The organism is Methylobacterium sp. WL69 (assembly GCF_008039485.1).
GTDB lineage: Bacteria > Pseudomonadota > Alphaproteobacteria > Rhizobiales > Beijerinckiaceae > Methylobacterium.
The window spans coordinates 1-12,807 of sequence record NZ_VRUZ01000107.1 but is presented as its reverse complement, the minus strand read 5'-3'; the positions used below and the strand labels follow the sequence as shown (position 1 = coordinate 12,807).

10 protein-coding genes are annotated in these 12,807 nt (G+C 68.0%); 6 read left to right on the top strand and 4 right to left on the bottom strand.

From position 1 onward, the window contains the following. Positions 1–231 precede the first annotated feature (231 nt). The 4 genes from FV218_RS19655 to FV218_RS19640 form a co-directional block, all read right to left on the bottom strand. The gene (locus tag FV218_RS19655; protein WP_147711199.1) at positions 232–1,131 is read right to left on the bottom strand and encodes a response regulator transcription factor; all 900 of its coding nucleotides are present in this window, start codon (positions 1,129–1,131) and stop codon (positions 232–234) included. Then, the gene (locus FV218_RS19650; protein ID WP_147711198.1) at positions 1,124–4,504 is read right to left on the bottom strand and encodes an ATP-binding protein; all 3,381 of its coding nucleotides are present in this window, start codon (positions 4,502–4,504) and stop codon (positions 1,124–1,126) included. Before FV218_RS19650 ends, FV218_RS19655 begins: the two co-directional genes overlap by 8 nt. 377 nt (positions 4,505–4,881) lie before the next feature. Continuing rightward, on the bottom strand, positions 4,882–5,415 hold the full coding sequence (locus tag FV218_RS19645; RefSeq protein ID WP_147711197.1) for a BrnA antitoxin family protein: 534 nt from the start codon (positions 5,413–5,415) through the stop codon (positions 4,882–4,884). Next, positions 5,390–5,677: a BrnT family toxin gene (locus FV218_RS19640; protein WP_147711196.1), complete on the bottom strand. Its 288-nt coding sequence runs from the start codon at positions 5,675–5,677 to the stop codon at positions 5,390–5,392. Before FV218_RS19640 ends, FV218_RS19645 begins: the two co-directional genes overlap by 26 nt. Positions 5,678–6,045: 368 nt before the next feature. Here FV218_RS19640 and urtA point away from each other — a divergent pair, with 368 nt between their 5' ends. The 6 genes from urtA to fmdA all read left to right on the top strand — a co-directional run bounded on the left by urtA (position 6,046) and on the right by fmdA (position 12,547). Next, positions 6,046–7,305, top strand: coding sequence for an urea ABC transporter substrate-binding protein (urtA, locus tag FV218_RS19635; protein ID WP_056095511.1), 1,260 nt, complete (start codon positions 6,046–6,048; stop codon positions 7,303–7,305). Between the two features lie 229 nt (positions 7,306–7,534). Further along, positions 7,535–8,461 carry an urea ABC transporter permease subunit UrtB gene (urtB, locus tag FV218_RS19630; protein ID WP_056095513.1) on the top strand — a complete coding sequence of 309 codons (927 nt, stop codon included), beginning with the start codon at positions 7,535–7,537 and terminating at the stop codon, positions 8,459–8,461. A 13-nt stretch (positions 8,462–8,474) separates the two neighbouring features. Beyond that, positions 8,475–9,623: an urea ABC transporter permease subunit UrtC gene (gene urtC / locus FV218_RS19625; protein ID WP_056095516.1), complete on the top strand. Its 1,149-nt coding sequence runs from the start codon at positions 8,475–8,477 to the stop codon at positions 9,621–9,623. 12 nt (positions 9,624–9,635) lie between these two features. Next, positions 9,636–10,421 (top strand): urea ABC transporter ATP-binding protein UrtD, encoded by a 786-nt coding sequence (urtD, locus tag FV218_RS19620; RefSeq protein ID WP_056095519.1) that lies wholly within the window; start codon positions 9,636–9,638, stop codon positions 10,419–10,421. Positions 10,422–10,500: 79 nt separating this feature from the next. Continuing rightward, positions 10,501–11,190 (top strand): urea ABC transporter ATP-binding subunit UrtE, encoded by a 690-nt coding sequence (gene urtE / locus FV218_RS19615; RefSeq protein WP_187273111.1) that lies wholly within the window; start codon positions 10,501–10,503, stop codon positions 11,188–11,190. Between the two features lie 127 nt (positions 11,191–11,317). Beyond that, positions 11,318–12,547 (top strand): formamidase, encoded by a 1,230-nt coding sequence (gene fmdA, locus FV218_RS19610; protein ID WP_147711194.1) that lies wholly within the window; start codon positions 11,318–11,320, stop codon positions 12,545–12,547. Positions 12,548–12,807: the final 260 nt, after the last annotated feature.

Here is a 12,807-nt window from a genome sequence, read left to right as displayed (position 1 = left end):
GTCCCCAGGCCCGAGCCCCTCCATCGCCGCCCCTCCGACCACAACGCCAAAGGGGCCCAACTCAAAACACTCGAATCGTTTCCGTACAGGCCGTAGCCTGGAAGGAGAGGGACAGGGTGAGGTGTGTGGATTCTCCGGACAGTTCACGACCCTCACCCCAACCCTCTCCCAAACAGGCGAGGGAGTTCCGGTGCGATCACTCGATCCGAAGCGATCCGTTGAAGTTCCGTCCTATTCCAGGTCCTGCAGGTGGCGGGCGGCGATGAGGGAGGCCGCCGTGCGGTTCTCGACGCCGAGCTTGGCGTAGATGCCCTCCAGGTGCTTCGTCACCGTGCGGGGGCTCAGGCCCAGGATCTCGCCGATGTCGCGGCTGGCCTTGCCGCGGGACAGCCACAGCAGCACCTCGGCCTCGCGCCCGGTGATGGGCAGGCGCGTGCGCAGGCGTTCGAGCCCGGCCTCCGTCGGGTCCCGGGCGAGGCGCAGGAGGATCTCGTCGCCGGTCCCGCCGATGAAGCTCACGGTGTGGGCGACCCCGTCCCGATCGGTCAGGGCCAGGGGGGGCGAAGCCGTGCCGGCGAGGCAGGCCCGCAGCCAGGACAGACCCCGGGGCGGCAAGCCGTCCGGGTCGGTGAACCCCGCGAGCAGGCGCGCGGCCTGGGGCGTCGACCACAGGACCGCGCCGCGCCCGTCCACGGCGAACAGGGTGCGGCCGGTGGTGTCGAGGGCGGCCCGCGCGCTCTGGGCCGCCCGGGCCCCGGCGAGGTGGACCCGGATGCGCGCCAAAATCTCGTCCGGCGCGATGGGCTTCGTGACGTAGTCGACCCCGCCCGCCTCCAGGCCCTTCACGATGTGCTCGGTCTCCGACAAGCCGGTCATGAAGATCACCGGCACGTGGGCGAGGTGGCCCCTGGCCTTGAGGCGCCGGCAGGTCTCGAACCCGTCCATGCCGGGCATCACCGCGTCGAGGAGGATGATGTCGGGGGTGATCTCGTCGACCAGCGCCAGGGCGAGGTCGCCCGCCACCGCCACCAGCACCGTGGCGCCCGAGCGCTCGATGGCCTCGGTGAGGAAGCTCAGGGTGTCGGGGGAATCGTCGACCACGAGGACGATGTCGCGGTGGGGCTCACGCATCGGCGGCGGGCTCCGCCACCGCCTGCGCGTCGCGCAGGGCTTCGAGCACGCTCAAGACGCGGCGCAGGTCGTAGGCCTCCACGAGGCCGCGCAGCTGCACCAGAAAGGCCGTCGGCGGGTCGGGTTCGTCCGCCAGGGCGGCGAGCTTCGCCGACAGGCCGCGGACGTGGCCGATCCGGGCGAGGCGCAGGAGATCGGCCACGGCCTCGGGCCGGGGGGGCGGCCCCGCGGCCGCGGCGGGGGCACGCGCCGGCTCCGGCGCGCTCCAGGCGAGGCCGAGCAGACCGGTGACGACCTCGAGGAAATCGCGCAGGTCGAACGGTTTCGCGATGATGGCGTCGTGGGGGGCGTCGTGCCCCCGCGACGGGCTGATCTCGTGGACGTTGGCCGACATCATGGCGATCCGGGCGGTCTGGCCGGCCTCACGCAAGGCCCTGGCCAGGACCCAGCCGGTCATGCCCGGCATGGCGATGTCGAGGAGGAACAGGTCGGGGGGATGCGCAGCGGCGAGCGCCAGGCAGGCCGGGCCGTCTTCGGCTTCGAGGACCACGAGGCCGAGGGGTTCGAGGATGTCGCGCATGAGGCCGCGATGGGCCGCGTCGTCGTCGGCGACCAGGATGGTGCGGCGGGCGCCCGAATAGGTCCGGGCCGCGTCGGGCGCCTGGGCCGGCAGCCGCACGGGCTTCGGCCGGGCCACGGAGGCGAGCATGAGGCGCAGGCGAAAGCAGGTGCCCTCCCCGACCGTGCTCTCCACGGTGATCTCGCCGCCCATGATCTGCGCCAGGAGATGCGCGATGGTGAGCCCGAGCCCGGTGCCGGGGGTGGTGAGGGCCGCCGCCATGGAGCCGCGCTCGAACGGCTCGAACACCCGCTGCAGGTCGGCCTCCGGGATGCCGAGGCCGGTGTCGCGGATGGTGAACACGGCGATCTGGCTGCGATAGGCGAGATCGAGGGCGATGTGCCCGCGCGGCGTGAACTTCACGGCGTTGGAGAGAAGGTTGAGCAGGATCTGGCGCAGGCGCTTCTCGTCGGTGGCCACCACCGTGGGCAGGGTGGCCGGCCGGGTGAAGCGGAACTCGAGGCCGGCGCCCTCGGCCTGCAGGCGGATCATGTCGCCGATCTGGTCGAGGAAGTCGGACAGCCGGATCTCGTCGCGATGGATCTGCAGGCGCCCGGCCTCCATGCGGGAGATGTCGAGCAAGCCGTCGATGAGGCCGGACAGGTGCTGGGCCGAGCGCCGGATCACCCGGATGCCGTTCCGGCGCGGCGCCGGGATGGACGGGTCGCCCTCCAGCAATTGCGCGTAGCCCAGCACGGCGTTGAGGGGCGTGCGCAATTCGTGGCTGATGCCGACGACGTAGCGGCTTTTCGCGAGGTTCGCCGCCTCCGCCGTCTCCTTCGCCTCCTGGAGCTTGCGGTCCGTGACCTTATGGGCGGCGATCTCGGCCTGGTAGAGCCCGGTCTGGCGGGCGGTCTCCTCCAGGGCGACGTGCCGGCTCTCCTGGGCCAGCACGAACAGCCACGCGACGATGCCGAGGATCACGATGAGGATGAGGAACACGGAGGTCAGCGCGGCGGCCAGCATCTCGCGGTGTTCGGGGTGTTCGGCCACTGCGCCCGCATGGACGATGCCGAGGATCAGCGCCACGGCGCCGACCAGGGTGAGCATCAGGGCGAGGTAGCGCCCGAGGGGCGCGCCGATCCAGATCGCCGTGCGCGCAGGCAGGATTCCGGCCAGAACGCCCTGGGCCTGGGCCTCGAGGCGGCCGTGCGGCTTGCACAGGTCGCCGCAGCGGGCGTCCAGGGAGCAGCACAGGGAGCAGATCGCCCCGCCATAGGCCGGGCACTGGGCCATGTCCTCGGGCTCGAACGGGTGCTCGCACACCCGGCAGGTGATGGCGGTCCCGTTCCAGTCGGTTTTGGGCGTCCGGGCGAGGTAGTAGCGGCCGCCCGTCGCCCACGCGATGGCGGGGGCGGCCACGAAGGCGACGGCCAGGGCCAGCATCGGGCCGAACGGGGTGAGGGTGACGCCGAGCCAGCCGAGATGGGCGGAAAAGCCCGACAGCATCGACAGGGCCATGGCGCCGGTGCCGACGGGGTTGATGGCGTAGAGGTGGGCCCGCTTGAACTCGATGCCGGGGGGCGACAGGCCCAGCGGCTTGTTGACGGCGAGATCGGCACTGAGCGCGCCGACCCAGGCCGAGACCACCACGGCGTAGAGGCTGAGGGTGCTCGCCAGGGTCTTGTCGATGCCGAGCTCCATGAGCAGGAGCGCGATGGCGACGTTGAACACCAGCCAGACGACGCGGCCCGGATGGCTGTGGGTCAGGCGGGAGAAGAAGTTCGACCAGGCGATGGAGCCCGCATAGGCGTTGGTGACGTTGATCTTGATCTGCGAGACCACGACGAACACGGTCATCAGGGCGATGGCGGCGGGGCCGGGCGCTACCACGTAGCCGAAGGCGATCGTGTACATCTGCGTCGGCTCGGCCGCCCGGTCGGCCGGCACGCCGTGGCGCAGGGCCAGGATGGCGAGGAACGACCCGAGCAGGATCTTGAGGAAGCCCGGGACGATCCAGCCCGCCCCCGCCCCGAGGACGGCGGCCCACCAGCGGCGCTCCCTTCCGGGTTCCATCGCGGGGACAAATCGCAAAAAGTCGACCTGCTCGCCGACCTGCGCCAGGAGGGCGAGGAGGATGCCGGTGGCGAGGCCGAAGCGGGCGAGGTCGAACCCGCCGCCCGAATCGCCGGAGTAGCCGAGCCAGTCGTCCACCGGCGCCCCGCCCTGCCAGACGATGCAGGCGAGCGGCAGCAGGTTGAGGACGATCCACAGGGGCTGGGTCCAGATCTGGAACCGGCTGATCAGGGTGATGCCGTAGATGACCAGCGGGATCACCGCCACGGCGCTGACGAGGTAGCCCAGCGCCAGGGGCAGGCCGAAGCACAGGTGCAGGGCCATCGCCATGATGGCCGCCTCGATGGCGAAGAATAGGAAGGTGAAGCTCGCATAGACCAGGGAGGTCACCGTCGAGCCGATGTAGCCGAAGCCGGCGCCGCGGGTGAGCAGGTCGATGTCGACGCCGTAGCGGGCGGCGTAGGCGCAGATCGGCACGGCCGTGGCGAAGATGATGAGCGCCACCACCACGAGGGCGGCGAGGGTGTTGGTGAAGCCGAGGCCCAGCACCAGGGTGCCGCCGATGGCCTCCAGCGCCAGGAACGACACGGAGCCCAGCGCCGTCTGCGCCACCCGCAGGCCCGACCACCGCCGCGCCGATTTGGCGGTGAAGCGCAGGGCGTAGTCCTCCAGCGTCTCGTCGGCGACGAAGCGGTTGTAGTCGCGCCGGATCGGCAGGATGCGCTGGTGCTGGGGCATGGCTCGGCAGAGGGGTAGCACGTGCGGGCCGCGCCGCCGAAAGCTCTCGGTCCGGCGGCTCCGGATCGGCAGGTTCTTATCGGTCTTTCAACACCTTGGTCCGCTTTCGGGCGGCCTGTCCGCCCCGTCCGTGAATTCCGCACGGTTGGTCACATAGCAAGCACTTACGGAGGCGTGCGGGGTTCCGTGCAAGATTCGACGCAACCTGGAATGCTCCGCAGGGGGGACCTTACGAGGGTCGACGAGCGAACCCGCAGATCGAACACGATTAGCTTCGTCGCCGCACCTCAGCAGCGACCGCGACCCACGCGCCCCGCCGGCTTGCGGGGCGTTGGCGGAACCCGGACGGTGCGCCGGCTCGCGACGGTGCGCGGGCTCTACGCCGTCTTGCGCGGCATGGACTTCCTGCGGGGTTTGTCCGCCCCGGAGCTGCGCCCACCCGTGACCTGCGAGGTCTTCCCTTCGCGCTTCCCGCCGTGCACGCGAACCTCGATGAACTGCCCGGTGTCCAGGCGACCCGACACGATCACCTCGCCCTGCCCCTCGGCAGCCGCAGCGTCCTTCGCCTCTGTTATGGCCGCCCGGTCGATGCGCTCGGCCTCGGCAGGCCGCTCCACGCCTTCCGCCAGGGCGGTGCCCATCCGAACCTGCCAGCCCGGACCGCCCGCCTTGTAGGCTTCGAGGATCGCGGGATCGAGGCGCAGCGTAACGTTCACCTTCGCGTTCTCGGCCTTCGGCCGCCCACGACCGCGCTTCGGCAGTCGGGCGCGCAGATGGTCCGGCATCTCGGAGACCGGGCGCAGGGCGGCAAGCTGATCGTCCGTCAGTTCCGGGTTGTCCGACACCTCGTCCCAATCCTCTTGCGAGAACCCGAGGGCCGCCGGTTCAGGCTTTGGAGCGGTGGCTGTCATAGGCGGCTCTCTCCTTCGGGCTGGCGGGGCGCAGGCTCACGATGTCGAGCCCCTGCGTGCCGAGGGGCGACACGATGACCGCGACGACGAGCAAGCCGTTCCACGCGCCGACGAGCATGAACCGCTCGCGTCCGTTGCGGCTCGGCTTCGTCGGCAGGAACAGGGCGGTCTCGGCATCGAAGGCCTCATCGAAATCGGCGAAATCCAGCCCGTGCTTGAGCAGGTTCGCCCGTCTTTTCGGTCCGCCCCACGTCACGCTCATTCAAAACGTCACGCTCATTCGATTATGTGTAGAGGCGGAATATGGGCTTCGCGAGCATTTTTTGCAACAGCGTCAAATATGGGCGTGACGTCAACGATACCGACCTCGGCCGCCTGGAAACGACGGCGTAGGGCGGGCTTCGCGCCGGAGCGCGGCATAGCAGCGCTCGTCAAGCCCGGGCGAAGCTTGAGTCGTGGACGAAGACCTGTGTCTTGGACGAAGGGTTTCGGACGATGCGCCTCCGTCCGGGTCCGCTCCATACGCAAGACTGCGTATCGACCGCATCGCACCCCACGGCCTAGCCTTTGCGTATCGATCCACGGCTCTTTCCACGGGCCATGCGACGGCGATCAGGGATTTTGGGCACGATGGCAGACAGCAAGGGCAACGGCCTGCAATCGGCGCTGCGGCGCAGGCTTCTCATGGGGCTGGCCGGCGTGCCGGCCATGGCCCTGATGCCGCGCATGAGCTTCGCGGCGGGGCCGGCGACGGCCACCGTGAACACCACCGGCCTCGCGGTGACCGACACCGAGGTCACGGTGGGCATCCTGCATTCCGCCACCGGCACCATGGCGATCTCCGAGACCGGCTCGATCCAGGCGGAAAAACTCGCGATCTCGCAGATCAACGAGGCCGGCGGCGTGCTCGGCCGCAAGATCAAGATCATCCAGGAGGACGGCGCCTCCGACTGGCCGACCTTCGCCGAGAAGGCCAAGAAGCTCCTGGTCAACGACCATTGCGCCGCCGTGATGGGCTGCTGGACCTCGGCCTCCCGCAAGGCCGCCCTGCCGGTGTTCGAGCAGTACAACGGCCTTCTCTACTATCCGACCTTCTACGAGGGCTTGGAGCAGTCGAAGAACGTCATCTACACCGGCCAGGAGGCCACCCAGCAGATCCTCGAATCCCTGAACTGGGTCGCCAAGGAGAAGGGCGCCAAGACGTACTTCTTCATCGGCTCCGACTACATCTGGCCCCGCACCTCGAACAAGATCGCCCGCAAGCACATCGAGAACGTGCTCAAGACCAAGGTCGTGGGCGAGGAATATTTCCCCCTCGGCCACACGCAGTTCAACTCGGTGATCAACAAGCTCAAGCTCACCAAGCCGGACGTGATCTTCACCGACGTCGTCGGCGGCTCGAACGTGGCGTTCTACAAGCAGCTCAAGGCCGCCGGCATCGACCTGTCGAAGCAGACCCTGCTGACCATCTCGGTGACGGAGGACGAGATCGACGGCATCGGCGGCGACAACATCGCGGGCGCCTATTCCTGCATGAAGTACTTCCAGTCGCTCAAGAATCCCAACAACGAAAAGTTCGTCGCCGCCTTCCACAAGATGTGGGGCGAGAAGACCGTCATCGGCGACGTGACCCAGGCGGCCTATCTCGGGCCGTTCCTGTGGAAGATGGCCGTGGAGAAGGCCGGCTCCTTCGACGTCGACAAGGTGGCCGCCGCCTCCGCCGACATCGAGTTCAAGGAGGCCCCCGAGGGCTACGTCAAGATCCACCCGAACCATCACCTCTGGTCGAAGACCCGCGTCGCCAAGGCGCTCCCGTCCGGCCAGTTCGAGGTGGTCTACGAGAGCCCCGCGCTCATCGAGCCGAACCCCTTCCCGAAGGGCTACCAGTAGGCCCCCCGCGCGCGCGCTGGATCGGGTCCAGCGGGCGCGGGTCCCCTCTCCTGGAAGGAGAGGGACAGGGTGAGGTGTGAGACCTTTTCGGAGAGTTCGCACACCTCACCCCAACCCTCTCCTTTCAGGAGAGGGAGCGCGTCGCGGCCCTTCAGCGGAGGGCCGCGTCCGCTCCGAACGGCCTGATGCTTGCAGAGCCGTCGCTGAATCCTTCGGAAGGTCGAAAAGAATGCTCGGCGACTATTCCCTCACGGACCTCAGCTCGATCTTCGTGATGCAGGGCTTCGCCGGGCTGATCCTGTTCTCGGTCTACACCCTGATGGCCCTGGGGCTGGCGATCATCTTCGGCCAGATGGGGGTGATCAACATGGCGCACGGGGAGTTCATGATCCTCGGCGCCTACATGACCTACCTGTGCTCGGGCTTCTTCCAGACCTACCTGCCGGCCCTGTTCCCGGCCTACTTCTTCGTTGCCATGGGGCTGGCCTTCGTGGCGTCCGGGGCGCTCGGCATGCTGGTGGAATGGACGCTGATCCGCCACCTCTACAAGCGGCCGCTGGACACCCTGCTCGCCACCTGGGGCCTGTCGCTGATCCTGCAGCAGGCCTACCGGACGATCTTCGGCGCCCGCGAGGTCGGCGTCGAGCTGCCGTCCTGGCTCATCGGCTCGGTGCAGGTCACCGACACCATCGAGATCCCCATCAACGGCATGTTCGTGATGGCGATCACCCTGCTCATCACCGCCGGCGTCGCGCTCCTGATGTACCGCTCGCGCTTCGGCGCCCAGGTCCGCGCCGTGGTGCAGAACCGGCCCATGGCGGGGGCGGTGGGCATCGACACCGAGCGGGTCGACCGCCTGACCTTCGGCCTCGGCTGCGGCATTGCCGGCGTCGCCGGGTCGGCCTTCACCATGGTGGGCTCGACGGGGCCGACCTCGGGCCAGCTCTACATCGTCGACACCTTCCTCATCGTGGTCTTCGGCGGCGCCGCCTCCCTGCTCGGCACCATCGCGTCGGCCTTCTCGATCTCGCAGACCCAGTCGACCCTCGAATTCTTCCTGTCGGGCTCCACCGCCAAGGTGATCACGCTGCTGGCCGTCGTCGGCATCCTGATGCTGCGGCCGCAGGGCCTCTTCACCCTCAAAGTCCGGCGCTGAGGAGCTCTTTGCCATGACCCGCGCCCCATCCCAGAGCGTCCACGACAACCCGTTCATGAAGCCCATGGAGTGGGTGAGCCTCGCGCTCCTGGCCGCCGTGATCTTCCTCGTGCTGCCGATGCTCCTCGACGCCTTCCGCCTCAACCTGGTGGGCAAGTACCTCACCTACTCGTTCGTGGCTCTGGGCCTCGTCATCTGCTGGGGCTTCGGCGGCATCCTGTCCCTCGGGCAGGGCGTGTTCTTCGGCCTCGGCGGCTACCTCATGGCCATGTACCTGAAGCTCGAAGCCTCCAGCGTCGCGAACACGAAGATCCAGTCGACGCCGGGCATCCCCGACTTCATGGACTGGAACCAGATCACCGAACTGCCGTGGTTCTGGAAGCCGTTCACCAGCCTGCCGTTCACGATCCTGGCCGTCCTCGTGGTGCCGGCGTTCTTCGCCTTCGTCATCGGCTCGGCCATGTTCCGCCGCCGCGTCGGCGGCACCTACTTCGCCATCATCACCCAGGCCATCGCCGCCATCCTGACGATCCTCATCGTCGGCCAGCAGGGCTATACCGGCGGCATCAACGGCATCACGGACCTGCGCACCCTGAACGGCTGGGACATCCGCACGGACCGCGCCCACAACATCCTCTACTTCCTCAACGGCGGCCTCCTCGTCGCCTGCATCCTGTTCGCACAGTACGTGAAGCGCTCGAAGCTCGGGCGCATCCTCGTCGCCATGCGCGACAAGGAGGACCGGGTCCGCTTCTCCGGCTACCAGGTGGCCAGCTTCAAGACCTTCGCGTTCTGCCTCGCGGCGGTGTTCGCCGCCATCGGCGGGGCGATGTTCACCCTGCAGGTCGGGTTCATGTCGCCGTCCTTCGTCGGCATCGTGCCGTCCATCGAAATGGTGATCTACGCCGCCGTCGGCGGGCGCCTGTCCCTGTTCGGCGCCGTCTGGGGCACGCTCCTGGTCAACTGGGCCAAGACCAGCTTCTCGGAGAGCTTTCCGGAGCTGTGGCTGTTCGGCCTCGGCGGCCTGTTCATCCTCGTGGTCCTGGCCTTCCCCAACGGATTGGCTGGCATCTACCGGACCTATGTCGAGCCCCGCCTGACCCGGCGCGTGAAGGCCCTCGCGCCCGCGCCCGCCGTCGCCCTCCCCCACGCGGCCGAGTAGGATTTTTTCGGAATGAACGCCGCGCTTCTCCCCTCGCACATTATCGGCGCCGCCCCGGCGGAAAAGGACTTCCTGCTGGCGGTGGAGGCGCTCACCGTCTCCTTCGACGGGTTCAAGGCGGTCAACGACGTCTCGTTCTACGTCGACCCCAACGAGATCCGCGTCATCATCGGCCCCAACGGCGCCGGCAAGACCACGGTGCTCGATCTCATCTGCGGGCGCACCAAGGCCAGCTCCGGCTCCATCAAGTACAAGGGCCAGGAGCTCACCAAGCTGTCCGAGAGCGCCATCGTGCAGGCCGGGGTCGGCCGCAAGTTCCAGACGCCGTCGATCTACGACGACCTCACGGTGTTCGAGAACCTGGAGATCTCGTTCCCGCGCGGCCGCTCGGTGTTCGGGGCGCTGACCTTCAAGCGCGACGCCGAGGTCCGCGACCGCATCGAGGAGGTCGCCCACATGATCTTCCTCAAGGACCAGCTCTTGGAGCGGGCCGAGTTTCTGAGCCACGGCCAGAAGCAGTGGCTCGAGATCGGCATGCTGCTGATCCAGGACCCGGAGCTGCTCATGCTCGACGAGCCGGTGGCCGGCATGAGCGTCGGCGAGCGCATCAAGACCGCCGAGCTCCTGAACCAGATCATCGTCGGCCGCTCGGTGCTGGTCATCGAGCACGACATGAAGTTCGTCGAGGACATCGCCCACCGGGTCACCGTGCTGCACCAGGGCAAGGTTCTGTCGGAGGGCTCGATGGAGCGGGTCAAGAACGACCCGAAGGTCATCGAAGTCTATCTCGGCCACTGAGAGGAACGGCATCATGCTCCAGACCGCGCCGTCTTCCGCCCCCGCCCCCGCCCCGTTCGTCCAGGGCGGCGTCCAGCCGATGCTGGCGATCGGCGACCTCCACGCCGCCTACGGCCAGAGCGAGGTCCTGCACGGCCTCGACATCGCCATCGCGCCCGGCGAGATCGTCGCCGTCATGGGCCGCAACGGCATGGGCAAGACCACGCTGATGAAGACCCTCATGGGCATCGTGCCGGTGAAATCCGGGTCGATCCGGGTCGACGGCACCGAGGTCGCGGCCCTGAAGAGCCACCAGCGGGTGGCGCGGGGCCTCGCCTACGTGCCGCAGGGCCGGATGATCTTCTCGGCCATGACCGTGCAGGAGAACATCGAGACCGGCCTGACGGTGACCAACGAGCGCCGGGTGCCGGGGGAACTCTACGAGATGTTCCCGGTGCTCCTCGAGATGAAGGGCCGGCGCGGCGGCAACCTGTCCGGCGGCCAGCAGCAGCAGCTCGCCATCGCCCGCGCCCTCGCGAGCCGGCCGAAAGTGCTGCTGCTGGACGAGCCGACGGAAGGCATCCAGCCCTCGATCATCCGCGAGATGGGCCGGACCCTGAAGAAGATCCGCGACGCGCGCGGCCTGTCCATCGTGGTCTCCGAGCAGGTGCTGAGCTTCGCCCTCGACGTCGCCGACCGGGTGCTGGTCATCGAGAACGGCCACATCGTCCACGAGTCGCTCCGCGCCGACATCGACGAGGCCCAGGTCGCCCGCTTCCTCTCGGTGTGAGTTTTTCGCGAGGGGTCACGAAGCCCCTCGCCGACCGCGAAACATCATCGCTTGCGCAAGGCCGTCCCACCGGCCTCCGCGAAACGGGGACGCATGTCCTCACGTCCAGGGAAGGGAGCAGAGACCCATGGCAGAGACCCTGATCAAGGTCGATCTCACGCAGTCGGCCTACGACAACGACATGGTCCACAACCGCTGGCACCCCGACATCCCCATGGTGGCGATGGTCAAGCCCGGCGACGACTTCATCGTCGAGACCTACGACTGGACCGGCGGCTTCATCAAGAACAACGATTCCGCCGACGATGTGCGCGACATCGACCTGTCCATCGTCCACTTCCTGTCCGGCCCCATCGGCGTCGAGGGCGCCGAGCCCGGCGACCTCCTGGTGGTCGATCTCCTCGACATCGGCGCCAAGCCCGAGAGCCAGTGGGGCTTCAACGGCTTCTTCTCCAAGAAGAACGGCGGCGGCTTCCTGGACGAGCACTTCCCCCAGGCCCAGAAGTCGATCTGGGACTTCGAGGGCATGTTCACGAAATCCCGGCACATCCCCGGCGTGCGCTTCCCCGGCCTGATCCATCCCGGCCTCATCGGCTGCCTACCCGATCCGAAGATGCTGGAGACCTGGAACACCCGCGAAAAAGCCCTGTTCGACACCGACCCCAACCGGGTACCGGCGCTCGCCACCTTGCCCTTCGGGCCCACCGCCCATATGGGCCGGCTCAAGGGCGAGGCGAAGGACAAGGCGGCGGCCACGGGCGCCCGCACGGTGCCGGGGCGCGAGCACGGCGGCAATTGCGACATCAAGGACCTGTCGCGCGGCTCAAAAATCTACTTCCCGGTCTACGTGCCGGGGGCGGGCCTCTCCATGGGCGACCTGCATTTCAGCCAGGGCGACGGCGAGATCACCTTCTGCGGCGCCATCGAGATGGCGGGCTGGGTCCACCTTAAGGTCAGCCTGATCAAGGACGGGATGCGCAAGTACGGGATCAGGAACCCGATCTTCAAGCCGTCGCCGGTCACGCCGCAATTCGACGATCACCTCATCTTCGAGGGCATTTCCGTCGACGAGCACGGCAAGCAGCATTACCTCGACGTGACCGTCGCCTACCGCCAGGCCTGCCTCAACGCCATCGAGTACCTGAAGAAGTTCGGCTATTCGGGCGCCCAGGCCTACTCGATCCTCGGCACGGCGCCGGTCCAGGGCCACATCTCGGGCGTCGTCGACATCCCCAACGCCTGCGCGACCCTGTGGATTCCGACCAAGATCTTCGAGTTCGACATCAATCCGGGGGCGGACGGGCCGACGAAGTTCCTGGACGGTTCGATCCAGATGCCGCTCTCGCCGGATCTGTGAGCGCGACCCCGCGCCTCCAGCCCGGCGCGGGTCCCCTTCCCCTTGCGGCAGGGCGATCGCAGATGACCTCCGGTGTCATTCCGGGGCGCCGCAGGCGAACCCGGAATCCAGAGCCGCCGACAGCGCAAAGCCTTGCAAAACCTGTGTTTCTGGGTCCCGGGTTCCGCTGCGCGGCCCCGGGATGACACAGCGTTGCGGGAGGTCCCAACGCCCCAAACGCCCTATGCGATCGCCCTGCCCTTACGGGGAGGGGCCAGGGG

Excerpts from the sequence above, each read along its gene's own strand:
- FV218_RS19655 (WP_147711199.1), bottom strand. The coding sequence starts at position 1,131 with ATGCGTGAGCCCCACCGCGACATCGTCCTCGTGGTCGACGATTCCCCC.
- FV218_RS19650 (WP_147711198.1), bottom strand. The coding sequence starts at position 4,504 with ATGCCCCAGCACCAGCGCATCCTGCCGATCCGGCGCGACTACAACCGC.
- FV218_RS19645 (WP_147711197.1), bottom strand. The coding sequence starts at position 5,415 with ATGACAGCCACCGCTCCAAAGCCTGAACCGGCGGCCCTCGGGTTCTCG.
- FV218_RS19640 (WP_147711196.1), bottom strand. The coding sequence starts at position 5,677 with ATGAGCGTGACGTGGGGCGGACCGAAAAGACGGGCGAACCTGCTCAAG.
- urtA (WP_056095511.1), top strand. The coding sequence starts at position 6,046 with ATGGCAGACAGCAAGGGCAACGGCCTGCAATCGGCGCTGCGGCGCAGG.
- urtB (WP_056095513.1), top strand. The coding sequence starts at position 7,535 with ATGCTCGGCGACTATTCCCTCACGGACCTCAGCTCGATCTTCGTGATG.
- urtC (WP_056095516.1), top strand. The coding sequence starts at position 8,475 with ATGACCCGCGCCCCATCCCAGAGCGTCCACGACAACCCGTTCATGAAG.
- urtD (WP_056095519.1), top strand. The coding sequence starts at position 9,636 with ATGAACGCCGCGCTTCTCCCCTCGCACATTATCGGCGCCGCCCCGGCG.
- urtE (WP_187273111.1), top strand. The coding sequence starts at position 10,501 with ATGCTGGCGATCGGCGACCTCCACGCCGCCTACGGCCAGAGCGAGGTC.
- fmdA (WP_147711194.1), top strand. The coding sequence starts at position 11,318 with ATGGCAGAGACCCTGATCAAGGTCGATCTCACGCAGTCGGCCTACGAC.